The following is a 22,600-nucleotide window of genomic DNA, read 5'->3' on the forward strand; positions in this document are numbered from 1 at the left end:
CGGCGCGATGCGAAATGGCATGATTCCGGAACGACTCGGATAAGGGAGGAATCGCCATGCGGCTTTTCGTTGCTGTCCCGGTGCCAGAGCATATCGGAGACGAGTTGGCGGACCTCTGTTCAGGCATTCCCGGCGCCCGCTGGGTCCCGCCGGAGAACTTCCACATCACCCTGAGGTTCCTGGGCGAACTCGACGGCGCGCAGGCCGATGACGTGCACGAGGCGCTCTCGGGCATCTCGGCTCCCTCCTTCGAGCTGAGCCTCGCCACGGTGGGGCGTTTCGGGGACGCCAAGAAGGCCCGCTCGATCTGGGCCGGGGTCGATCCCAACCCCTCGCTCACCCATCTGCGCGACAAGGTGGAGTCCGCCGCCGTGCGCGCCGGTCTGCCGCCCGAGCCGCGCCGCTTCAAGCCGCATGTCACCCTGGCGCGCTTCAAGAACGGCAGCGGCATGGCGCCGGAAATTCACGACTTCATCACGCGCCATGCGCTCTACCGCTCCGAACCCTTTTCAGTGCGGGAGTTCACGCTCTTTCAGTCCTTCCTGGGCGGGGAGGGGGCGATCTACCGTCCCGAAGCGGACTACGAACTCTTCCGCCGCGCGGCCTGACCTCAGACCAGCCGCCTTGCGATCCGGCCCGCCGACGCGCCATAGCCGCCGCCGAAGAGGGCTGCGTGCACCAAAAGCGGATAGGTCAGGTAGAGTTCCCGCCTGACTTCGAAGAAGCCCGGCCGGATCGGCCGCAGTTCCCCGTAGCTTTCGAAGAAGGCCTCGCCGAACGGCCCGAAGAGCGTGCCGAAGGCCAATTCGATCTCAGGATCGCCGTAGTAGACCGCGGGGTCGATGAAGGCCGCGACCTTTCCGGCGTCGAACAGGATGTTCCCCGACCAGGCGTCGCCGTGCAGCAGGGCGGGTGCTTCCGGCTCCTCCAGAAAATCTTCAAGACGCCCGGCCAGGCGCTCCAGCGCGGCCCGGTCGTCCCGCGCGAGACCGCCGCGCTCTCCCGCCAGACGGATCGTCGGCAGCAGGCGCTGCTCGCGGAAGAAGTCGATCCAGCTTTCGGTCCAGGGGTTGGGCTGGTGCAGGGCGCCGATCAGCGTGTCGCGCTCCAGCCCGAAGGCCGGGGCGGTAACGCCGTGGAGCCGCGCCAGATGGTGCGCGGCGTCGCGCTCGCCCGCCTCGCCGCCCTGCCCGTCGTGCGGCACGAAGGTCATGACCAGCAGGTCGTCTTCGGCCAGGAGCAGTTCGGGCAGCGGCAGGGCGCTCTCGCGGGCGAGATAGGCCAGCATGTAGCCTTCGATTGAGAGGCCGCCGCCGGGCGCGGTCTTCGAGACGACCTCCCGCCCGTCCGACAGGGTCAGGCGGCGCGCGTCCGCGATGCAGCCGCCGGCCAGCGGGCGCTGTTCGAGGATCCGCGCGCCGAGCGCTGCCTCCAAACGGTCCCTATGAGAAAAGGCTCCGGACATTCCAGAGCCACTATGCCCCGTTTCAGGCCTGTTCGCGACCCGCCGGGCGGTCCTGCTGCAAGCGGTCTTCCAGATGATCCAGAAGGGCGAGGCAGGCGACCTCCAACTGGTCCAGCATCGCCTCGAAGCCCCGCTCGTTGCCGTAGTAGGGGTCGGCGACCTGACCGGTGCCGCTGCCGGGCGTGAAGGCCATCATCATGTGGACCTGGGCGCGCGAGTCCGCGGGCTGGTAGTGCCGAAGCTGCTCAAGATGCCCGCCGTCCATCGCCAGGATGTAGTCGAACTCCTGGAAATCCGCCAGTTCCAGCTTGCGGGCCCGGAGCGTGGAGAGGTCGTAGCCGCGCCGTCCTGCGGCCTGTACGGCGCGCTCGTCGGGCGGTTCGCCCACGTGATACCCATAGGTGCCGCAGGAATCGACATGCAGCAGCCGGTCCAGGCCGCGCTTCTTGGCCATGGCGCGGAATATCCCCTCCGCGCTGGGCGAGCGGCAGATGTTGCCCGTGCAAACGAACAACACGCCAAAGGCTTTCGGGTCGGTCATGCGCCTTCTTATCCTCTCTGACTCGCCCCCCTCGGAGCATCGCCTGGGTCAAGCCTGCGCGCGCAGAACTTTCAAGAACCTTACCGCAAACCGCCCGGCGCCGCCGGATTAATGCTTTTTAATATTGGCGCCGGGGGCGCGGTTCGCTGGCTTTTCCCTCGCGAATGCGGCGGCAGGAGCCGTCGATCTCCGCCCGGTTCGCCTCAGCCGGGTTCTGCTCGAACAGCTCTTCCAGGCGCAGTCGCTCCGTCTCCGGCACCAGCCGTCCTTCGGCCTCCAGCGCCTTGTAGCGGGCCCAGACGGCGCGCTTCTTCTTCACCTGATGGGGCTGCCAGAGGTCGAGGTCGCGCGGCCCGTGATCGGAAAGGCTGGCGAGCGCGCCCGCCTCCAAAGCCGCCGCCACCAGGGCCGCCCCCCGCGCCGAGCGCATCAGGACGGCGTTGGAGCCGGGGTCGGCCTCGTGGTTCTCCGCCTGCTCACGCGTCGGCGCGCCGCCGGGCCAGACGTCGCTGGCGGCGATGTCGGCGGCCTCCCCGATGCCGTCGGCGCAGATCTTGCAGCGCCAGGGCAGGCTCCACTTGCTGTCGTCCTCGCCCCAGAAATCCAGATAGCTGCGTTCCACCACCTTGCCGTCCCTGTCCTCCATGCGGGTCGGACCGGGACAGCCGTAGCCGCGGTAGCGGATCGATTTCAGGTTCTCGAATTCGATCCCGGACTCCTCGACCCGCTCGGCCATGGCGGGGGTCTGCATGAAGCCGCCGCAGACCGGGGCCATCATCATCCGGCAGAGTTCGTCCACCCGCGGGTCCTCGCGCGCCAGATTGCGCAGGCCGGTCACGTCGCAGGGCGTGCCGACGAAGGCGAAGGGCTCCCCCCGGCTCAGGATTTCCTCCATGCCGATCAGGGTCGCGGTCGGGCCATAGCGCGAGCCGGCCCCGGCCAGCACCTCGTCGCGGGTCCGGCTGATCTGCTGCTCGCCGAAGCTGGGCCGCTTCTTCGAGGGGCGGGCCTGCACCACGAAGGCGACGCGCCCGCTTTCCAGCAGGAAGATCGCCAGCGCCGTCAGCACGCCGCCCGTGGCCGCCTTGAAGCGCACCTCCGGGTCGGCGGCGTAGAGCTGCGGCACCGTCCCGCTGAGCGCGCCCCAAACCGGATCAAGGATGCCGTCCGGGCTGCGCAGCGCTTCGGGCAGTCCCTCCAGATGCGTGCCGGGGCAGAGGCGGTAGATGCGGTCGACCTGCTCGTGGGTCAGGGCCGCGCCCGCCAGGGGCCTGAGGCTGCCCTCCGGCGTTGCGACGATCTCCAGGGCTTCCGGCGGCGCCAGCGATGCGCAGAGCCCGCAGCCGATGCAAAGACCCTCCTCGCAGATGCGGTAGAGGCGATCCGAAGGAGAGGGGCCGGCAGGAGTGGAATCGGTCATGGGCGGGGCAGGTCCTTTGGCTCGCCGGAGGCGTTGGGGTCGCCGGGGGCGTGGAAAAGCCTAGTGGAGCGTTCCCATGGGGTAAAGCGGGCCCACGCTTGCTCCTGCGCACGGCGGCGCTAGACTTCCGGGCATGATCGACCCCAAGGGCTCCATCGTGGTTCTGACCGGCGCGGGAATCTCCGCGGAATCCGGGCTTGCGACCTTTCGCGACAAGGACGGCATCTGGTCCAAGGTCTCCATCGAGGAGGTCGCGACCCCGGAAGCCTTCCTGCGCGATCCCGCCAAGGTTCATGGCTTCTACAACGAACGGCGGCGCGGCCTGCTGGATGAGGCGGTGGAGCCGAACGCCGGACACCTGGCCCTGGCCGAACTGGAGCGGCGCTGGCCGGGACAGTTCCTGCTGGTCACCCAGAACATCGACGACCTGCACGAGCGGGCCGGGTCGCAGAAGCTGATCCACCTTCACGGCGAACTGCTGAAGGCGCGCTGTCTGGCCTGCGGGGGCGTCAGCCCCTGGCGCGAGGAGATGAGCCTTCAGAGCCTCTGCCCCTCCTGCGGCAAGGAGGGGCGCTTGCGCGTCAACGTGGTCTGGTTCGGCGAGATGCCTTTCGAGATGGAGCGCATCTACGACGCGCTCGCCTCTTGCGACCTCTTCCTTTCGGTCGGGACTTCCGGGAACGTCTATCCCGCCGCCGGGTTCGTGGAAGCGGCGGCGGAGGGCGGGGCGCGCACGCTGGAGCTGAACCTGGAGCCCAGCCTCGGCCACTCGCTCTTCGACGAGGCCCGCCAGGGCCCTGCCAGCGTCCTGCTTCCCGCCTTCCTCGAAGAACTGCTCGGGCAAGCCTGACGACGCGCCCTGTTGGGACCCTGCCGCCAATAGACTTGCCCGGAACCCGAAAAGGTCGGAAAAGGATTTCTGGCCGGCAGCCGCCGGGCCTCAAGAAATATTTGGGAGCGCCGACAGCCATGGCCCTGCTGCTGGGGATCGACACGGGGGGAACCTACACCGACGCCGTGGTCTTCGACGACGAGGCGGAAAGCGTCGTCGCCTCGGCCAAGTCGCTGACCACCAAGGACCAGCTCTCGCTCTGCGTCTCCCGCGCCGCCGAAGCGGCGCTGGCGCAGATCGACGAGGCCTCGCGCGCCGGCATCGAACTGGTCTCGCTCTCCACCACCCTCGCAACCAACGCCATCGTCGAGCACCACGGCTTTCCGGTCGCCCTGGTGATGATCGGCCAGACCCCGAAGATGCTGGAGCGCGGCGGCCTGAAGGAGGCCCTGGGCGGCGACCCCGTCTGTTTCATCTCCGGGGGTCACCAGCACGACGGGTCCCGGCAGGCGCCGCTGGATGAAGCCGCCCTGCGCGAAGAGATCGCGCGCCTCAAGGGCCGCGTCGCGGCCTTCGCGGTCTGCGGCTATTTCGCGGTGCGCAACCCGGAGCACGAGAAGCGGGTGCGCGACATCCTGCGCGAGGAGACCGGCCTGCCGGTCTCCTGCGGCCATGAACTCTCCGGCGGGCTGGATGCGCCGCGCCGCGCGCTCACCGCGCTCTTGAATGCCCGTCTCGTGCCGCTGATCGCGCAGTTGATCGAGGCTGTCCAGGCCATGCTGGGCGAACGCGGCATCCAGGCGCCCCTGATGGTGGTCAAGGGCGACGGCTCCCTGATTGCGGCGGAGACCGCGCTGATGAAGCCGGTTGAGACGATCCTCTCAGGTCCGGCCGCCTCGGTCGTGGGCGCGCGCTTCCTGTCGGGCGAGAGCGACATCGTGGTCTCCGACATCGGCGGCACGACGACGGACATCGCGGTCCTGAACGACGGCGAGCCCCTGCTCGATCCGGAGGGCGCGCGGGTCGGCGGATACCGCACCATGGTCGAGGCCGTCTCGGTCCACACCCTGGGTTTGGGCGGCGACAGCGAGGTGCGTCTGGCCGAAGGCGAGGGGCTGGTCGTGGGGCCGCGCCGCGCCCTGCCGCTCAGCCTTCTGGCGCAGGAGTATCCCAAGACCCTCGTCAAGCTGAGGGAGCAGTTGGAGCGGGGTTTCCCGAACGAGCGGGACGGGCGCTTCGCGCTGCGTCTGCGCAGTCTGCCCAAGGGTGGCGAACAGGGGCTCTCGCGTCTGGAGACCAGCATCTGGCAGGCCTTGGCGGCCGGTCCCGTCGCGCTGGGCGATCTGATGGGCGGCGCCTACGCGGAACGCTCCCTGAAGCAGCTGCAGGACAAGGGTCTGGTGATCGTTTCCGCCTTCACGCCCTCGGACGCGGCGCATGTTCTGGGCTTGCAGGCGACTTGGCAGGCGGAGGCGGCGGCGCTGGGCGCGGCCCTCTGGGCGCGCAGCGAGACGGTCTTCGGCAAGCGGGTCGCCGCCAGCCCCGAGGCCTTCGCCGAGGCCGTGATAGAGCGCGTCGTGTTGCAATCGGGCGAAGCCTTGGCGGAGGCCGTGATGCTGGAAGAGGCGCGCGCGGGCTACGGCGCTGCGCCCGGTCCGGGGGCCAAGAGCCTGCTGCGCCGGGCGCTGGGCCTGCAGAGCGCGCCCATGCTGGGCGTCGCCTTGCAGCTCAAGCGCCCGCTGGTCGGCATCGGCGCGCCCGCTGCGATCTACTATCCCGATATCGCCCGCAGGATGGGCACGCGCCATCTGGTGCCGCGTCATGCCGAGGTCTGCAACGCCGTGGGGGCGGTCGCGGGCGGCGTCTCCCAGCGCGCTCAGGTCACCATCACCTCGCCGCAGGAGGGCATCTTCCGCCTGCACGGCCCCAGCGCGCCCCAGGACATGGAATCCCTTGAGGCCGCCTTCAAAGCAGCGGAGACGCAAGCCGCGGCGGCGGCCCGCTCACTCGCGGAGGCCGCAGGCGCGGAAGAGATCCGCGTCGAGTTCAGCCGCGAACAGAAGTCCGCGCCCGTGGCGGGCGGGCGGGAGGTCTTCCTGGAAGGCAAGGTGACGGCGCGCGCTTACGGCCGCCCAAGGCTCGCGCGGTCCGCCTGACCTTTGCCGCCGGTCCGGCCCCGCTCCAGCGCCTGCTCGCGGGCATGGCGGATCAGGCGGCGGAAAAGCCGCTGCTGGCCCCGGTCGAAGATCAGGAATTCCGGGTGCCACTGCACCCCGAACAGGAAGTCGCTGCCCGAGGACTCCAAGGCCTGAACGATCCCGAGGTGATCGCGCGCCACCACCTTGAGGCCCCGGCCTATCCGGTCCACCGATTGATGATGCAGCGCGTTCACGCGGGCGCGGGTGCGCTCCAGCATGGCCGCGAGACGGCTGTCCGGTTCGATGGTGACGGTCATGAGCGGCAGCGGCGTCTTGCGCCGCCCCACCCCGTCGTAGACCTTCGAGATGTCGCGGTGCAGGTTGCCGCCCAGCGAGACGTTGATCATCTGCGCGCCCCGGCAGATGCCCAGCACCGGAAGCCCCAGCGTGCGCGCTTCGCCCAGCAGGTAGAGCTCCAGCGCATCGCGCTCCGGATCGATCGAAACGGCCGGGTCGATCTCGCCGCTGTAGAGCATCGGGCCGATGTCGTCGCCGCCACCGACGATCAGTCCGTCCAGGTCCTTCGGGTCGAAGGGCTTGCCCGCGACCAGACGGCAGGCGCGCCCGCCGTGCCGCCAGACGGAGAAGCGGTTGAACCACCACATGAAGCGCCCGCCCCGGCGCGAGGCGGTGACGCCGATCAAGGGGCGGCGGCTCATGGCCTGTCTCCCGCGCGGCCTCTCATCATAGGGACCTCAGGATGCGCCGGGTGCGCTCCGCCCAGCCGAGCGGCACCAGATGGCTGCGGTACTCCAGATAGGCGTTCTGCAGGCGGCTCAGGATCGACTCGTCGGCGGCGACCCGCTCGACCACCAGCCAGCGGTCCCACTCCTCAGCCAGGCTCCAGGAGGGATCGTCGACGCGCGAGTCCGGCAGGCGGTAGTGAAAGGTCGGGCGCGGGTTGATCTTGGCCTTGGGCAGTTGCGCGCGCACCCGCTCCTTGTCCAGGTGGGCGAAGAGCGGCAGCAGGTCGAACTCCTTGTAGCGGGTCGGGTTGGCTTCGATGTAGTCGTCGATCAGCCGCCCGAGGTCCGGTTTGTAGCCGGGGTCCACCACCTTCTCCACGTAGCGCGCCGGGAAGGGGTCGATGAAGGTCGCCAGACGCCGCTTGATGTTGACTCCGATCTCCTCGCGCAGCCAGTCGCTCGTCAGCAGGTAGGCGCGGATCTGACGCAGGATGTCATCGGTTTCCAGGCTGGCCAGCTCGACATTGAGCTGAAGGCCGAAAGCCGCCAGCAGGCTGGAGGAGGTGCCGATCGCGCCCTTCTCGCGCAGGCGGACGATGAGCTCCTCGATCGCGCCCAACTCGTTGTAGGCGATGGGCGGACAGGCGATCTCGCAGGGGACCAGCAGCCCCGCGACGTCGCCCGCGGCCTTGGTGAGCTCGCGGTCGAGGTCGTTGAGCATGCGCTGCACCTCGTCGTCGTCGGGTTTGTCGTCCCTGACTTCGCGATGCAGCAGCCGAAGGTCCAGCTCGACCAGGAAGTCTCCGTGATCGCTTCCCTTGACCGCGATGCGGTGCAGGCCGTCGGGGTGCTGCTGCCCGCCGAAGAGCGACTGCACGAGGTCGGCGGACTGCTGTACGTCCAGCTTGGCGTACTCGATCTCCACGCCGACGCGGCGCAGGGCGCCCTCTGCCGTGCGCGGGCGCGGCGGATCTGAAAAACGATGCGTCATGATGAGGAAGGATATGGGGGCGGCGCCCGGCGCGCCAAGGGTTTCACTTCTTGTCGTCGCTCATGGACTGCAGTTGCTTCTGCAGCGCGTCGACCTGCTCGCGCAGTTCCTGAAGCCGCTGTTCCTTGGCGTTGTCGCCCGCCTTGCCCTCGGCCGGCTTCTGGCCGTCTTCCTCGCCTTCGGGGAAGGGGGAGAACATCTTCATGGCGCTTTCGAACATCGCCAGGTTCTGCTTGCCCACTTCCTCCAGATTGCCGAAGGGGAACATGCCGCCCAGGGTGTCCTGCATGGACTGGCGCATCTTCTCCTGGTTCTTGGCGAGCACGCCCATGGTCTGTTCCAGATAGCGCGGAACCACCCACTGCATGTTGTCGCCGTAGAAGGAAATGAGCTGCCGCAGGAAGTTGATAGGCAGAAGGTTGGTGCCCTTGGACTCCTCCTCGACGATGATCTGGGTCAGCACGCTGCGCGTGATGTCGTCCCCGGACTTGGCGTCGTAGACCACGAAGTCCACGTCGTCCTTCACCATCTGACAGAGGTGGTCGAGCGTCACGTAACTGCTGGTCGCGGTGTTGTAGAGACGCCGGTTGGCATACTTCTTGATGACCACGACGTCCTTGCCCGCCGCCTTGTCCTCCGCACCGGCGGCCTTCTTCCCGGCCCCCTTGTTCTTATCCATATGTCTACCGCCCTAACTCTGCTTTATGTGGCGTTGCAGCAGGGATTGTGCTGTGCAGCGCAAAGCCCTGTCAATGTTTCAGAACTTTCTTGATCTGAGGATTCCCAATCCTTGGCCTGACAGAGCTTGGCCGCCTATACTGCCGCCGCCCGCGCCGGGCCGTGGCGTTTGGCGCGGCGCGGAAAGGAAGGCTCTCTCGTGAGCAGTAGCGAAAAGAAAGGCGCGGCAGGTTCCGGTGCTGAACCCGGCGATCCGGGTCAGGAAGCCCGCGATCTCGCGCAGCGCTTTCTCGACCTTTGGCAGGAGCAGGCCGCGGGCATGGCGCGCGACCCGGAGATGCTGGCCATCCTGCGGCTCATGACCGGCGCCGGCGGCGCCCCGATGGGCGCCCCGGGCTACGCTCAGCAGGCCGCCCCCGCCCCCTGGCAGTTGTGGCAGCAGATGCTGAGCGGCATGATGATGGGTGCGACGACGCAGCCCCATCCCTTTTCCGGGATGACAGGAACCGCGGGAGGCGGCTTTGAGCCGACAGGACCAGCAGCAGGAAGCCAAGCACCAGCGGGAGGGAAACCGGCCGCTGCCTGCGCCCGGGGTGCGAACGGGACCGCGTCCCCTGCCGATGCACCTGACGACGGCGCTGATGCTGTGGAACAGCTCCTTGGCCGCCTGGCCGTTTTGGAAGAACGGCTCGCTGCCCTCGAAGAGCGGGGCGCAAAACCCCGACGCAAGTCCGGAACAGGCGCGCGCGGAAGCCGAAAGGGCGGCCCAGCTCCGCGAAGCCCTGCAAAGAATCGATCCTGAGGCCTTTCAGAAGGCCCTTCAGGCGCAGGTGAACGAGCGGCTGGACGGCCTTCTAGACGGCATCGAGGCCTATCGCCATCACCCCTACAGCCGCGACCTGCCCGAAATGCCGGTTCTCTGGCAGGAGGGGTCGACCCGCCTTCTGGACTATGCCCCGGACGCGCCGGAAGACGCACCGGTGGTCTTCGTCGTGCCCTCCCTCGTCAACCGCTACTACGTGCTGGACCTTCAGGCCGACCGCAGCCTGCTGCGCTGGCTGGCCGGGGAGGGCTTCAAGCCGCTGGTGATCGACTGGGACGCGCCGGGCGAGGCGGAGCGGGGCTTCACCCTGACCGACTACGTGGCCGGGCGGCTGGAGGCGGCGCTCGACGCCGCGCTCGCCGCCACCAAGGCCCCCATGATCCTCACCGGGTACTGCATGGGCGGGCTGCTGGCCCTGGCCCTGGCCCAACGGCGTCAGCGCGATCTGGCGGGGCTGGTCCTGATGGCCACGCCCTGGAACTTCCATGCCGAGCAGGAGGAGGTCTCGCGCTTCGCCGGAATGCAGGCGGGTTTCCTGCAACCCCTGTTGCAGGGGCTGGGCTTCATGCCGACCGACATGGTGCAGAGCTACTTCGCGCTGCTGGACCCGCTCTCGGTGCTGAAGAAGTTCATGGCCTTCGGGCGGATGGAGGCGTCGGGCAGCAAGGCCGGGCGCTTCGTGGCGCTGGAGGACTGGCTCAACGACGGCGTGCCGCTGAGCGCCCCGGTCGCGCTGGAATGCCTCATGGGCTGGTATGGCGCCAACGAGACGCATCTGGGCCTCTGGCGCATCGCGGGCCATCCCGTGGACCCCGCGGAGGTCACGCTGCCGACCCTGGCGCTGGTGCCGGGGCAGGACCGGATCGTGCCGCCCGCCTCGGCCCTTGCGCTCACCGGGGCGCTTCCCACATGTGAGGTGATGACGCCCGCTTTGGGTCACATCGGCATGGTCGTGGCCGGTGGGGCGCGCGATCAACTCTGGCGTCCGCTCGCCGATTGGCTCTGGAAACGCTCCGCGCCCTAAGGCTTCTTGCGAAGAAGACCCGCGCCGCGCTATACCAAGCGGGATTGTGCAACGCAGCGAGCCCTGAGCGGTGCAGCAGGTCCCAAGAGGACGCCTCATAGCTCTCCGTTTTCCGGGCCGATTCAACGCCGCAACCTTCGGACGCACGATGCCGAAGGACCGGCTTCCTGGAACCAAAGAGGGAGGTTTTCCCAATCATGTCCGATATCGTAATCGCCGGTGCCTGCCGCACCCCTGTCGGCGCCTTCGGAGGCGGTCTCTCCTCCGTGCCCGCCTCTGCCCTTGGCACCGCCGCCATCAAGGAAGTCCTGAACCGCGCCGGCGTCGAAGCCGGTGAGGTCGACGAGGTGGTCCTGGGTCAAATCCTGACCGCCGGCGCCGGGCAGAACCCGGCCCGCCAGGCCGCCGTTCACGCCGGCATCCCGGTCGAGAAGACGGCCTACCAGATCAACCAGCTCTGCGGGTCCGGCCTGCGCACCGTCGCGCTCGGCTCCCAGGCGATTCAGTGCGGCGACGCCAAGATCGTGGTGGCCGGCGGACAGGAGTCCATGAGCCAGGCCCCGCACGTCGCGCACCTGCGCAACGGCCAGAAGATGGGCGACCTCAAGTTCATCGACTCCATGATCCGCGACGGCCTGTGGGACGCCTTCAACGGCTACCACATGGGCAACACCGCCGAGAACGTGGCGCGCCAGTGGCAGTTGACCCGCGACGAGCAGGACGACTTCGCGCTGAAGTCCCAGAACAAGGCGGAAGAGGCCCAGAAGGCCGGTAAGTTCGCCGACGAGATCGTTCCGGTCACCATCTCCACCCGCAAGGGCGACATCGTGGTCGACACCGACGAGCATCCCAAGCACGGCACCACGCTGGAGAGCCTGACAAAGCTGCGTCCGGCCTTCGACAAGGAAGGCACCGTGACGGCGGGCAACGCCTCGGGCATCAACGACGGCGCGGCCGCCGTGGTCCTGATGGACGGCGCCGAAGCCTCCAAGCGCGGCGTCACGCCGCTCGCGCGGATCGTGTCCTGGGCGACCTGCGGGGTCGATCCCTCGATCATGGGCACCGGCCCGATCCCGGCTTCGCGCGCGGCGCTGGAGAAGGCCGGCTGGACCGTCGACGACCTCGACCTGATCGAGGCCAACGAGGCCTTCGCCGCCCAGGCCCTGGCCGTCAACAAGGACATGGGCTGGGACACCTCCAAGGTGAACGTCAACGGCGGCGCCATCGCCCTTGGCCACCCGGTCGGCGCCTCCGGCGCGCGCGTCCTGGTCACCCTGCTGCACGAAATGCAGCGCCGCGACGCCAAGAAGGGCCTCGCCACGCTCTGCATCGGCGGAGGCATGGGCATCGCCATGTGCCTGGAGCGCTAAGCTCAGGCGCCAATAAAGACGAAGCGAAGGGCCGCCCCGCCGGGCGGCCCTTTTCTTTTGTCCCCTGCTCGCCTGCGCCGCCCGCCATGCCGCAGCGCGGGACGAGGGCCTTGGTTTGAAACTTGGCTCATGTTCTTATCAGGGTCACTTGGAGAGGCGCGCGGGGAGAGCCGTTGCGTCCATGAGCTATAAGCGGTCCCAGCACGAGGACCCGTGAAAGCAGAGCAGGGAGGTAACAGCATGGCACGAGTAGCTTTGGTCACCGGTGGCACGCGCGGCATCGGCGAGGCGATTTCGGTGGGGCTCAAGAACGCGGGCTATACGGTCGCGGCCACCTACGGCGGCAACGACGAGGCCGCCAACAAGTTCAAGGAAGCGACCGGCATTTCGGTCTACAAGTGGGACGTCGCCGATTTCGAGGCCTGCAAGGAAGGCATCGCCAAGGTCGAGGCCGACCTGGGGCCGATCGACATCCTGGTCAACAACGCGGGCATCACCCGCGACACCACCCTGCACCGCATGAAGCCCGAACAGTGGTCGGCGGTGATCTCCACCAACCTGGACTCGCTCTTCAACATGACCCGCAACGTGATTGAGGGCATGCGCGAACGCGGCTTCGGGCGGATCATCTCGATCTCCTCGATCAACGGGCAGAAGGGCCAGTTCGGTCAGGCCAACTACGCCGCCGCCAAGGCGGGCGTGATCGGCTTCACCAAGACCGTGGCGCAGGAGAACGCCGCCAAGGGCATCACCGCCAACGTGGTGGCGCCGGGCTACATCGGCACCGAGATGGTGCGCGCCGTGCCCGAGGAGGTGCTGAACAGCAAGATCCTGCCCCTCATCCCCGTGGGTCGCCTCGGCGAGCCGGAGGAGATCGCGAGCTGCGTCACCTTCCTGGCGGGCGACGACGCGGGCTTCATCACCGGCTCCACGCTGAGCGCCAACGGCGGCCAGTACATGTCCTAAGCGCGAAAGCGAAAGCCTGGAATTAGATACGGGGCCGTCCGGTTTGGGCGGCCCCAACTCCGTGAACTCTACGCTCTAGGAGTCAAAGCATGGCGACCCTGCCCCTGATCGAATACGAAACGGCGAGCGCGGAAGTGCGCGCGGTCTATGAGGAGATCATGGAACTGCGCGGCACCGACTGGGTGAACAACTTCTGGAAGGCGCTGGCCAACGACCCCGCGACCCTGAAGCGGACCTGGGAGTCGGTGAAGCAGGTGATGGCGCCGGGCGCGCTCGACCCGCTGACCAAGGAGATGATCTATGTCGCCGTCTCCACCGCGCATGGCTGTAGCTACTGCATCAACAGCCACACCGCCGCCGCCCGGGCCAAGGGCATGACCGACCAGATGCTGGCCGAGCTCATGGCCGTGGTCGGCATGGCCTCGGAGACCAACAAGCTGGTGACCGGGCTCCAGGTCGAGCTGGACGAGGCCTTCAAGGACGGCGCGCGCAAGTAGCCGAAGGCGGCTTGCGGCTCTGGGCGGCGCTCTGGGCTGCCGCTCGGGGCCTTCTGGCCGCTTGCCCCGGCGGTCCGGCGCGGCTAGAAGGCATCGCTATGAGCACGACGCCTCCCTTGCCGCTGCCCGACCGTTCGGTCAGGGCCACCTTGATCGGTTTCCTGGCCGTGTTGCTCTGGGCGCTGCTGGCGCTCTTCACGGCGGGCGCGGAGAGCGTTCCGCCCTTCCAGCTCTTGAGCCTTTCCTTCGGCATCGCGTTCCTGGCGAGCCTCGCCTTCCTGCTGCGCCGGGGCCTCAAGGGGCTTTCGGTCTTGCGGCAGCCGCCGCTCGCCTGGGCGCTCGGTGTCGGCGGGCTCTTCGGCTATCACTTCTTCTACTTCGTCGCGCTGAAGAACGCGCCGCCGGTCGAGGCCGGCCTCATCGCCTATCTCTGGCCACTGCTGATCGTAGTTTTCTCGGCGCTGCTTCCGGGCGAGCGGCTGCGCTGGTTCCACCTGGCGGGCGCGCTCCTGGGCCTGGCGGGCGCGGGCCTGCTGGTGACCGACGGGGGCCGCGTCTCCTTTCAGGCGCAGTACCTGCCGGGTTATCTGGCGGCCATTGCCTGCGCGCTCACCTGGTCCAGCTATTCCGTCACGAACCGGCGCTTCGGCGGGGTGCCGACCGAAGTGGTCTCGGGCTTTTGCCTGCTGGTCGCGATCCTGGGCGGCTTCTGCCACCTGCTGTTCGAGAAGACCGTGGCGCCGGACCTCGGGGAGTGGCTGGCGATCCTCGGGCTGGGTCTGGGGCCCGTGGGCGTGGCCTTCTTCTTCTGGGACTACGGCACCAAGCACGGGCGGATCGCGGTGCTGGGCGCGTCTTCCTACATGGCGCCGCTGCTTTCCACCCTGGTCCTGATTCTGGCCGGTTTCGCCGAGCCGAGCTGGGTGGTGGGGCTCGCCGCCTTCCTGGTTTTCGGGGGCGCGGTTCTGGCGTCCAAGGACTTTCTCCTACGCCTCCTGAGGGGCGCATGAACCGGCCGCCTCTCCTGATCTTCGATTGCGACGGCGTGCTGATCGACAGCGAGGCGATCGCCTGCCGCGTGGTGGCCGAGGAGTTGGCGGACTGGGGCCTCAGTTATGACGCGGGCGCGGTCGCCGATCGCTTCGCGGGCTACACCGACGCCGCCATCGCCAAGGTCGTGACGGCCGAAACGGGCGTCGCGCTGCCGGGCGACTTTCCCCGGCGGGTTCAGGCCAGGGCACTTATCGCCTTCGAGACCGAGTTGCAGCCGTTGGAGGGCATGGCGGCCCTGCTGCAAGCCGACCGGGGCGCGCGCTGCGTCGCCTCCAACGCCGCGCAGGAGAGGCTGGAGCGGGCCCTGGAGATCGTCGGGCTCTCCCGCTTCTTCGAGGCTGGCGCCTGCTTCAGCGCGGAGCAGGTGGCGCGCGCCAAGCCCGCGCCCGACCTGCACCTTCACGCAGCCGCGCGCATGGGCTTTCAGCCGGGCGAGGCGCTGGTGATCGAGGACAGCGTGACCGGCGTGCAGGCCGCCGCCGCCGCCGGGATCGCGGTCGTGGGCCTGCTGGCGGCAAGCCACATCCCGGACGGGCAGGAGGCCGCGCTGCGCGAGGCCGGGGCGCGCGACGTCTTCGCGTCGGCTGGAGAACTGTCGGAGTGGCTTCGCGCCTGACCCTGCTAAGCCTGACTCTGGCGCAGCTCAGGCGAAGACGCCCAGCACCGCCAGCAAGGCCACCACGGCCAAGCCGAGCGAGATGGCCAGCACGTAGCGCATGCGTTTGGTTTCCACGCCCTGGCGGGCGTCGGTCTTGTTCAACTTCTTATCTGACAAGGTTTTTGGCCTCCTGGCCCGTTCCGGTGATGGGAGCTCACCCTTAAGACCTTGGGGCGGAGATAGCGTCTTGCCAGGGGGTCAGGCGGGCGGCGGCGCGGTTTCCTTCATGGAGGGGCGCTCGCAGAAGCCGTCGTACCAGGCCGCCACCTTGGGGTGCGCGCCGCGCCAGTCGGAGATGATGTTGCGGTACTCGGCGTGTCCCAGGAAGCAGGCGACGGCGATCTGGCCGATGGTGAGCCCGCCCTCGGTCAAGCTGCCGGCGTCACTCTCCAGGCGGCTCAGACCTTGCGCGATCTTCTGGCGCTGCCTGTCGATCCAGGCGGCGTAGCGGAACTCCTCAGGCCGGCGGCCTTCCATGACGATGGCGAGGGCTGCGTCCATCATGCCGTCGCCCAGCGCCTGCAGGACGAGGGCCGCCAGGCGCGGCTCGCCGGAGGCGGGGAAGACCCGCGCATGATCGTGCAGGCTGTCGAGATACTCGCAGATCACCGGGGAATCGAAGATCTGCCGCCCGTCCTCCAGCACCAGCGTCGGCACCTTGCCCAGGGGGTTGTCGCCCTGAAGCGGGCCCGCGAGGTCGTTGGTGTCCGCCGGAATGGTCTCGATCCGGTCCCGCTGCCCGGTCTCGATGGCCGTCACCATCACCTTGCGGACGTAAGGGGAGGCCGCTGAGTAGTAGAGCTTCATCGTCATTTTAATTGTTACCTTATAACATTGCGCAACTGGCGCTGTTCGAGGCCGTCAGAAGTTGTCCTTGCGGCCGCGCACCTCGGCGAAGACCCGCTCGGGCGCTTCCCCGCTGAGGGAAAGAGCATCGGCGAGGTCGGGCGCGTCGGCGCGCAGGAAGGGGTTGGTGGCCTTCTCCTCCCCCAGGTTGGAGGGCACGGTCGGCTGGTCCTGCGCGCGCAGCGAGTCGATCGTGGCGGCGCGGCTGCGCAGCGCCTGATTATCGGGATCGACCGTCAGCGCGAAGCGGGCGTTGGCCTGGGTGTACTCATGGGCGCAGTAGACCAGCGTGTCGTCGGGCAGGGCGCGCAGCTTGGAGAGGGAATGCCACATCTGCTCCGGCGTCCCCTCGAAGAGCCGCCCGCAGCCCAGCGCGAAGAGCGTGTCGCCGCAGAACAGGACGCCGCTCTCCTCGAACCAGTAGGCGATGTGTCCGCGGGTGTGTCCGGGCACGAAGAAGACCTGGGCCTCGGCCTCGCCGAGCTGGTAGCGGTCGCCTTCATCCAGTTCTACCTCGATGCCGGGGATGCGGGCGCGGTCCGGCTTGGGGCCGACGATGGTGCAGCCCGTGGCCTCCTTGATCTCCAGATTGCCGCCGACATGGTCGGCGTGGTGGTGGGTGTTGAGGATATGGGTGATGGTCCAGCCCAGCCGTTCAGCCTCCGCCAGCACCGGGCCGGAGACGGCCGGGTCGATCACGGCGGTGGCCCCGCTCACCGGGCAATGCGCCAGATAAACGTAGTTGTCGTTCAGAACGGGGATCTGCTGGACTTCCAGTTTCGACATCTTGCTTCGGCTCCTCGCATTTCTTGCTTGCGGCGCGGTCGTTGCCGACCATCATAAAGACCATGTGGGCCGATGTCGTCGATTTGCGAGACTTCTATGAGACCGAGATGGGGCAGATCGCCGAGGCGATGGTGCGCCGCTCGATCCGTGGGCTTTGGCCCGACCTCTCAAAATGCCGGGTCGCCGGGCTCGGCTACGCGGTGCCCTATCTGGAGCAGTTCCGCGAGGAGTCGCCCCAGGTCATGGCCCTGATGCCCGCGCAGCAGGGCGTGCTGCACTGGCCCGCCGAGGGTCCTGGCGCGGTGGCCCTGGTGGAGGAGACCGCCCTGCCGCTGCCCGACTCCAGCATCGACCGGCTGCTGCTGGTGCACGGGCTGGAGAGCAGCGAGGCGCTGCGCGCCTTGATGGAGGAGATCTGGCGCGTGCTGGCCGGCGACGGGCGTCTGCTGGTGGTGACGCCGAACCGCCGGGGGCTCTGGTCGCGCAGCGACAGCTCGCCCTTTGGCTGGGGTCAGCCCTACGGCCTGCAACAGCTGAACCGCCTGCTGCGCGGCTATGGCTTCGTGCCCACGGCGTCCGACCGCGCGCTCTATCTGCCGCCGATCAGGAGCCGCACGCTGATGAAGAGCGCGGAGGCCTGGGAGCGCTTGGGCGCGCGCTGGTTCACCCGCTTTTCCGGCGTGGTGCTGGCCGAGGCCCGCAAGCAAGTCTGGGCCGCCTCCACCGTCCGCCCGGCGCGCAGCCGCCGCCCGGTCGTGGTCCCCATCCCCAATGCCGCCCCTATCCGGCGGCAGGCGTTGCGCTGACGTCATGCTGACCGAGCGCATCGACACCTGGATCTTCGATCTGGACAACACGCTTTATCCGGCGGCCGATTTCTTTCCGCAGATCACGTCGCGCATTCGCAGCTATACAGCCGAGTTTCTGGGTCTGGGGCCGGAGGAGGCGCACCGTGTCCAGAAGGACTATCTCCGCCGCTACGGCACCACCATGAACGGTTTGATGGTGGAGCATGGCCTGGACCCGGAGCCCTACCTGGAGTTCGTGCACGACGTGGATTTCTCACGCCTGGGCGAGGACCGGGAGCTGGACGGCCTGCTCGAAAGCCTGCCGGGCCGCAAGCTGATCTACACCAACGGATCGCAGGGGCATGCCGAGAAGGTGCTGGCGCGCCTCGGCGTCACCCGGCACTTCGAGGCGACCTTCGACATCACCGCGGCCAACTACCGGCCCAAGCCCGCGCCCGAGGCCTACGACGCGCTCTGTCAGCGCCACGCCATCGCGCCCGCCCGAGCGCTCTTCGTCGAGGACACGGTGCGTAACCTGACCCCGGCGGCCAGCCTGGGCATGACCACCGTGTGGCTGCGCCACGACGATCCGGACACCCACATCAATCTCGATGAAAGCGCGGTCCACCACACCATCACCGACCTCAAGGATTGGCTGCGCGAACTCCTGGTCTAGAGCTTCTGGCCTAGAGTTCCTGGCCTAGAGATAAAAGGCCAGCTTCATGGCGGTCTGCACCGCGATCGCGCCGAACCAGAAGCCGCTGTCGAGCAAAAGCAGCGCCAGCGGGCGGCCCTGGAAGCGGTAGTTCATGGCCAGGGGCAGGACGATCAGACAGATCCAGTTGAAGCAGAGCAGCGGGATCAGGCCGCCCGGTCCAAAGCCGAAATGACTGTCCACGAGGGAGAAGAGCCACTCTATGTGAAGCGAGACGCCGAGCTGAGCGGCGAAGGCGAGGACATAGCTGAGGGGTTGCGCGCTGCGCGTTTGGGCAAGCGCCCCGTTCTCGAGCTGCGCCAGCCAGGGCCGCTTCAACGCGCCGAAGTAGAGCGCGCCGAACAGCATGCTGGCGAGGGGCGAAAGGAAGAAGCTGACAAAGCTCATGACGGTATGCTCCAGGTGGCAGGGCGGTGACGGGTGCGCGGATGGTCTCGGGCGCATTATCGCTGGCGATTCTCTCGCCTCCAAGCCGTGGTTTTCTTGGGGCTTTGCAGCTAGGCTGTCAATTGACAGTTCGACACGCCTGACGCATCTTCCGCAGCGACTTTGAGGGGGCGGTTTTCCAGCCCCTTCCTTCAGGCTAGCCAGGGAAGATCAGCATGCAGACCGAGGATTTGAAGTCCATCATCGACGAGGCCTGGGAGAACCGGGCGGAGATCACGACCGAGACGGACGGCGTGGTGCGCAAGGCCGTGGACCTGGCGCTGACGGGTCTGGATGCGGGCAGCTACCGCGTGGCCGAAAAGCGCGGCGTGGGCGACTGGGAGGTCAACCAGTGGCTCAAGAAGGCCGTGCTGCTCTCCTTCCGCCTGACGCCGACCCACAGCTTCATCGGCGGGCCCGAGGACGAGGCCAGCGGCAAGGCCGCCTGGTTCGACAAGGTGCCCTCCAAGTTCGCCGGCTGGACCGACGAGCACTTCACCAAGGCCGGTTTCCGCGCCGTGCCGCCCGCGACCGTGCGCCGGGGCGTCTTCATCGGCAAGGGCGTGGTGCTGATGCCCTCCTTCTGCAACATCGGCGCCTATGTTGACGAGGGCACCATGGTCGACACCTGGGCCACCGTCGGGTCCTGCGCGCAGATCGGCAAGAACGTGCATCTCTCCGGCGGCGTCGGCATCGGCGGCGTGCTGGAGCCCCTGCAGGCCGGCCCCGTCATCATCGAGGACAACTGCTTCATCGGTGCGCGCTCCGAGGTGGTCGAGGGCGTCGTGGTGGAAGAGGGCGCGGTGCTCTCGATGGGCGTCTACATCGGCGCCTCCACCAAGATCGTGGACCGCAACACGGGCGAGACCTTCATGGGCCGCGTCCCGGCCTATTCCGTGGTGGTGCCGGGCAGCCTGCCGGGCAAGCCGCTGCCCGACGGTTCGCCGGGCCCCAGCCTCTACTGCGCGGTGATCATCAAGCGCGTCGACGAGAAAACCCGCGCCAAGGTGTCGATCAACGAGCTGCTGCGGGGCTGAGATGGCCTTTGACACGCTTGAGCTTGCCCAGGCGCTGATCCGCTGTCCCTCGGTCACGCCGGCCGAGGGCGGGGCGCTGGACCTGCTTCAAGCCCGTCTGGAAGCGCTGGGCTTCACCTGTCACCGCCTGCCGTTCCAGGAGGCAGGGACGGAGCGGGTCGATAACCTCTACGCCCGCATCGGAACGGCGGCGCCGGTCTTCTGCTATGCGGGCCACACCGACGTGGTGCCGGTCGGCGATGCGGCGGCCTGGAGCGTCGATCCCTTCGCCGCGGAGGTGGTGGACGACGAGCTGATCGGCCGGGGCGCGGTCGACATGAAGGGCTCGATCGCCGCCTTCGCGGCCGCGGTCTCTCGCTTTCTGGAAAAGAGGGGCCCGGACTTCGGCGGCTCCATCGCCTTTCTCATCACCGGCGACGAGGAGGCCGACGCCGTCAACGGCACCGTCAAGATGCTGGAGTGGCTGGCCGGGCGCGGCGAGGCCCTGGACCACTGTCTGGTGGGCGAGCCGACCAGCGATCAGCGCCTCGGCGACATGGTGAAGATCGGGCGGCGCGGCTCCATGAACGCGCGCCTGACCGTGAAGGGCGTTCAGGGCCACACGGCCTATCCCCAACTCGCAGACAACCCGGCCCACGCGCTGGTCGGCATTCTGGCGGCCCTGACGCAGGAGCCGCTGGACGAGGGCAGCGATCATTTCCCGCCCTCCAGCCTTCAGGTCACCTCCATCGACATCGGCAATCCGGCGACCAACGTCATTCCCGCCGAGGCCAGGGCGCGGATCAACATCCGCTTCAACGACCATCACAGCTCGGACGATATCAGGGATTGGATCGAGCAGCGGGTGAAGGCCGCGGGCAAGCGCTACGATCTGGAGTTCTCGGTTTCCGGCGAGTCCTTCCTGACGCCGCCGGGGCCTCTATCGGAGCTGATTTCCGGCGCGATCGAGGCCGAACTGGGCAAGGCGCCGGAGCTTGGCACCACCGGCGGCACCTCGGACGCCCGCTTCATCAAGGACGCCTGCCCGGTCGCGGAATTCGGCTTGCGCAACGCCACCGCCCACAAGGTGGACGAAAAGACGCCCCTGGCGGAACTGCGCTCCCTCACCAATATCTACCTCAGGATATTGGAGGGATATTTCTCGACATGAGCCTGCCGAGCAAAGCAGAGCTGGAAGGCTCTTTGAAGGGCGCTTTCCAGCTCCTGCTGCAAAAGCCGGAAGGCATGGAACTGCTGGACGTCAGCGAGCGGGGCTATTGGCGCTCCTTCTACGCGGCGCTCTACGGTCTGCCGCTGCTGATGCTGGCGGCCTTCATCGTGTCGCCGGGGCCGGAGACACAGGAGGCGGCGGCAGAGGGCGGCAATCTGCTGTTCAACCTGATCGGCTTTCTGCTGTTCTATGTGATCAATTGGCTCTACTGGCCGCTGGCGGCGATCTACGTGACGCGCAACCTGGGCCGATTCGACCGCTACGCGGGCTACATCGTCGCCTACAACTGGGCTCAGCTCTTTGCGCTCTTGGCCCAGGTTACGGCTTTCATGATCGGCGCGATGATCTTCGGCGACGCGGAGGCGCTTCTGTTCCCGGCGGGTCTGCTGGCGCTGGCCATCAACTGGAGCGTCGCGCGCCATGCGCTGGGTATCGCCGCCCTGCCCGCGGTCGTGCTCACGGCCCTGGATTTCTTCATCGGCGCGGGATTGAACATGTTCCCGGCGCTCATCACCGGCTAGCCGGGCCCGGCCTTGAAGCCGGACGCCCGATGCGAAATGATGACCGCGCTTTTCCGCGTGCGGGCGGTTTCGCGCCGGAGAGGCCGGACAGGATAAAAAGGCGAAGACCATGAAACGGCAGGTATTCATCGATGGAGAGGCCGGGACCACCGGCTTGCAGATCCTTTCGCGGCTGAAGGCCCGGGACGATATCGAACTGCTTTCGATCGACCCGGAAAAGCGCAAGGATCAGGCCGAACGCAAGCGTCTCTTGAACCTCGCCGAAGTCGCGATCCTCTGCCTGCCGGACGAGGCGGCGCGGGAGTCCGTCTCCCTGATCGATAACCCCGATACCGTGGTGATCGACGCCAGCACCGCGCACCGCGTCGCCGAGGGCTGGGTCTATGGCTTTCCCGAGATGGCCGAGGGCTATGCGGAGCGGATCAAGGACTCCAAGCGCATCGCCAATGTCGGCTGCTACGCCGTGGGGTCGGTCTCGATCCTGCGCCCGCTGACCGAGCGGGGCCTGCTGCCCACGCAGTTTCCGGCCAGCATCCATGCCGTTTCCGGCTATTCGGGCGGTGGGCGGCAGCTGATGGAAAGCTACGAGGACAAGCAGAACCCGAACTACACCGAAGCGCCCTATTGGCTCTACGGCCTCAACCTCGCGCACAAGCACCTGCCGGAGATCATGCTTTACGGCGGTCTCTCCCATCCGCCGGTCTTCTCGCCCTCGGTCGGGCGCTTCGCCCAGGGGATGCTGGTCTCCCTGCCGCTCCAGCTCTGGTCCCTGCCCAAGGGCGTGACGCCGGAGGACATCCACGCGATCTACAGCGAGCACTACGAGGACAAGCGCTTCGTGACGGTGGCGCCTTTGGAGGAGAGCGGGGCGCGCCAGCGCCTGCACCCGGAGGACCTGAACGGCACCAACAATCTGCGCATCCACGTCTTCGGCAACGAAGGAGCGCAGCAGGCCATGGTGGTGGCCCAGCTCGACAACCTGGGCAAGGGCGCTTCGGGCTCGGCGATCCAGAACCTCAATCTCGTCCTGGGCTGCGCCGAGGACCAGGGGCTCACCTGATCCTCTTCA

26 protein-coding genes are annotated in these 22,600 nt (G+C 67.8%); 15 read left to right on the top strand and 11 right to left on the bottom strand.

The annotated features are described in order from the left end of the window. Nucleotides 1–56: 56 nt before the first annotated feature. Nucleotides 57–608 carry an RNA 2',3'-cyclic phosphodiesterase gene (gene thpR, locus P8X75_05910; protein MEJ1994737.1) on the top strand — a complete coding sequence of 184 codons (552 nt, stop codon included), beginning with the start codon at nt 57–59 and terminating at the stop codon, nt 606–608. Between the two features lie 2 nt (nt 609–610). On the opposite strand, the gene P8X75_05915 is transcribed toward thpR, so the two are convergent. The 3 genes from P8X75_05915 to P8X75_05925 form a co-directional block, all read right to left on the bottom strand. Further along, a complete protein-coding gene (locus P8X75_05915; GenBank protein ID MEJ1994738.1) occupies nt 611–1,465 on the bottom strand; it encodes a fructosamine kinase family protein in 855 nt (284 codons plus the stop codon). 22 nt (nt 1,466–1,487) lie between these two features. Then, nucleotides 1,488–2,006, bottom strand: coding sequence for a low molecular weight phosphotyrosine protein phosphatase (locus P8X75_05920; GenBank protein ID MEJ1994739.1), 519 nt, complete (start codon nt 2,004–2,006; stop codon nt 1,488–1,490). Nucleotides 2,007–2,124: 118 nt separating this feature from the next. Beyond that, entirely contained in the window at nt 2,125–3,426 is a 1,302-nt protein-coding gene (locus P8X75_05925) for a Coenzyme F420 hydrogenase/dehydrogenase, beta subunit C-terminal domain (GenBank protein ID MEJ1994740.1), read from the bottom strand. Between the two features lie 133 nt (nt 3,427–3,559). Here P8X75_05925 and P8X75_05930 point away from each other — a divergent pair, with 133 nt between their 5' ends. Next, nucleotides 3,560–4,276: an NAD-dependent deacylase gene (locus tag P8X75_05930; GenBank protein ID MEJ1994741.1), complete on the top strand. Its 717-nt coding sequence runs from the start codon at nt 3,560–3,562 to the stop codon at nt 4,274–4,276. A gap of 119 nt (nt 4,277–4,395) precedes the next feature. After that, the gene (locus P8X75_05935) at nt 4,396–6,414 is read left to right on the top strand and encodes a hydantoinase/oxoprolinase family protein (protein ID MEJ1994742.1); all 2,019 of its coding nucleotides are present in this window, start codon (nt 4,396–4,398) and stop codon (nt 6,412–6,414) included. Here P8X75_05935 and P8X75_05940 read toward each other — a convergent pair. From P8X75_05940 to P8X75_05955, 4 genes are all read right to left on the bottom strand, one after another. Next, nucleotides 6,381–7,115, bottom strand: coding sequence for a gamma-glutamyl-gamma-aminobutyrate hydrolase family protein (locus tag P8X75_05940; protein ID MEJ1994743.1), 735 nt, complete (start codon nt 7,113–7,115; stop codon nt 6,381–6,383). The two genes, P8X75_05935 and P8X75_05940, sit on opposite strands and share 34 nt — an antisense overlap. 25 nt (nt 7,116–7,140) lie before the next feature. Beyond that, nucleotides 7,141–8,133 carry an amidoligase family protein gene (locus P8X75_05945; protein MEJ1994744.1) on the bottom strand — a complete coding sequence of 331 codons (993 nt, stop codon included), beginning with the start codon at nt 8,131–8,133 and terminating at the stop codon, nt 7,141–7,143. A 43-nt stretch (nt 8,134–8,176) separates the two neighbouring features. After that, complete coding sequence (phaR, locus tag P8X75_05950) at nt 8,177–8,812, bottom strand: polyhydroxyalkanoate synthesis repressor PhaR (protein MEJ1994745.1); 636 nt, start codon at nt 8,810–8,812, stop codon at nt 8,177–8,179. 78 nt (nt 8,813–8,890) lie between these two features. Continuing rightward, nucleotides 8,891–9,295, bottom strand: a complete 405-nt coding sequence (locus P8X75_05955; protein MEJ1994746.1) for a hypothetical protein — start codon at nt 9,293–9,295, stop codon at nt 8,891–8,893. A 37-nt stretch (nt 9,296–9,332) separates the two neighbouring features. On the opposite strand from P8X75_05955, the gene P8X75_05960 reads away from it, so the two are divergent. The 6 genes from P8X75_05960 to P8X75_05985 all read left to right on the top strand — a co-directional run bounded on the left by P8X75_05960 (nt 9,333) and on the right by P8X75_05985 (nt 15,160). Beyond that, nucleotides 9,333–10,658, top strand: coding sequence for an alpha/beta fold hydrolase (locus P8X75_05960; GenBank protein ID MEJ1994747.1), 1,326 nt, complete (start codon nt 9,333–9,335; stop codon nt 10,656–10,658). Between the two features lie 194 nt (nt 10,659–10,852). Then, complete coding sequence (locus P8X75_05965; protein ID MEJ1994748.1) at nt 10,853–12,028, top strand: acetyl-CoA C-acetyltransferase; 1,176 nt, start codon at nt 10,853–10,855, stop codon at nt 12,026–12,028. A 240-nt stretch (nt 12,029–12,268) separates the two neighbouring features. After that, nucleotides 12,269–12,994 (top strand): acetoacetyl-CoA reductase, encoded by a 726-nt coding sequence (gene phbB / locus P8X75_05970; GenBank protein MEJ1994749.1) that lies wholly within the window; start codon nt 12,269–12,271, stop codon nt 12,992–12,994. 89 nt (nt 12,995–13,083) lie between these two features. Next, entirely contained in the window at nt 13,084–13,491 is a 408-nt protein-coding gene (locus tag P8X75_05975; protein MEJ1994750.1) for a carboxymuconolactone decarboxylase family protein, read from the top strand. 98 nt (nt 13,492–13,589) lie between these two features. Continuing rightward, nucleotides 13,590–14,501, top strand: a complete 912-nt coding sequence (locus P8X75_05980) for a DMT family transporter (protein MEJ1994751.1) — start codon at nt 13,590–13,592, stop codon at nt 14,499–14,501. After that, complete coding sequence (locus P8X75_05985) at nt 14,498–15,160, top strand: HAD-IA family hydrolase (GenBank protein MEJ1994752.1); 663 nt, start codon at nt 14,498–14,500, stop codon at nt 15,158–15,160. Before P8X75_05980 ends, P8X75_05985 begins: the two co-directional genes overlap by 4 nt. A gap of 27 nt (nt 15,161–15,187) precedes the next feature. Here the strand turns inward: P8X75_05985 and P8X75_05990 are convergent, their stop codons facing one another. The 3 genes from P8X75_05990 to gloB form a co-directional block, all read right to left on the bottom strand. Continuing rightward, nucleotides 15,188–15,319: a hypothetical protein gene (locus P8X75_05990; protein ID MEJ1994753.1), complete on the bottom strand. Its 132-nt coding sequence runs from the start codon at nt 15,317–15,319 to the stop codon at nt 15,188–15,190. Between the two features lie 81 nt (nt 15,320–15,400). After that, a complete protein-coding gene (locus P8X75_05995; protein MEJ1994754.1) occupies nt 15,401–16,015 on the bottom strand; it encodes a glutathione S-transferase N-terminal domain-containing protein in 615 nt (204 codons plus the stop codon). Between the two features lie 48 nt (nt 16,016–16,063). After that, nucleotides 16,064–16,834, bottom strand: coding sequence for a hydroxyacylglutathione hydrolase (gene gloB / locus P8X75_06000; protein ID MEJ1994755.1), 771 nt, complete (start codon nt 16,832–16,834; stop codon nt 16,064–16,066). 41 nt (nt 16,835–16,875) lie between these two features. On the opposite strand from gloB, the gene P8X75_06005 reads away from it, so the two are divergent. Next, nucleotides 16,876–17,640 (top strand): class I SAM-dependent methyltransferase, encoded by a 765-nt coding sequence (locus tag P8X75_06005; protein ID MEJ1994756.1) that lies wholly within the window; start codon nt 16,876–16,878, stop codon nt 17,638–17,640. A gap of 4 nt (nt 17,641–17,644) precedes the next feature. Beyond that, entirely contained in the window at nt 17,645–18,298 is a 654-nt protein-coding gene (locus P8X75_06010) for a pyrimidine 5'-nucleotidase (GenBank protein MEJ1994757.1), read from the top strand. Nucleotides 18,299–18,322: 24 nt separating this feature from the next. Here the strand turns inward: P8X75_06010 and P8X75_06015 are convergent, their stop codons facing one another. Further along, nucleotides 18,323–18,724, bottom strand: coding sequence for a DUF1761 domain-containing protein (locus P8X75_06015; GenBank protein ID MEJ1994758.1), 402 nt, complete (start codon nt 18,722–18,724; stop codon nt 18,323–18,325). A 215-nt stretch (nt 18,725–18,939) separates the two neighbouring features. On the opposite strand from P8X75_06015, the gene dapD reads away from it, so the two are divergent. From dapD to argC, 4 genes are all read left to right on the top strand, one after another. Then, complete coding sequence (gene dapD, locus P8X75_06020; protein MEJ1994759.1) at nt 18,940–19,800, top strand: 2,3,4,5-tetrahydropyridine-2,6-dicarboxylate N-succinyltransferase; 861 nt, start codon at nt 18,940–18,942, stop codon at nt 19,798–19,800. A gap of 1 nt (nt 19,801) precedes the next feature. Then, complete coding sequence (gene dapE / locus P8X75_06025; GenBank protein MEJ1994760.1) at nt 19,802–20,950, top strand: succinyl-diaminopimelate desuccinylase; 1,149 nt, start codon at nt 19,802–19,804, stop codon at nt 20,948–20,950. Further along, on the top strand, nt 20,947–21,531 hold the full coding sequence (locus P8X75_06030; GenBank protein ID MEJ1994761.1) for a hypothetical protein: 585 nt from the start codon (nt 20,947–20,949) through the stop codon (nt 21,529–21,531). The genes dapE and P8X75_06030 overlap by 4 nt, the downstream gene beginning before the upstream one ends. A 109-nt stretch (nt 21,532–21,640) precedes the next feature. Beyond that, nucleotides 21,641–22,591, top strand: a complete 951-nt coding sequence (gene argC, locus P8X75_06035; GenBank protein ID MEJ1994762.1) for an N-acetyl-gamma-glutamyl-phosphate reductase — start codon at nt 21,641–21,643, stop codon at nt 22,589–22,591. The last annotated feature ends 9 nt before the right edge of the window (nt 22,592–22,600 follow it).

This window comes from Limibacillus sp. (assembly GCA_037379885.1).
In the GTDB taxonomy this organism is placed as follows: domain Bacteria; phylum Pseudomonadota; class Alphaproteobacteria; order Kiloniellales; family CECT-8803; genus JARRJC01.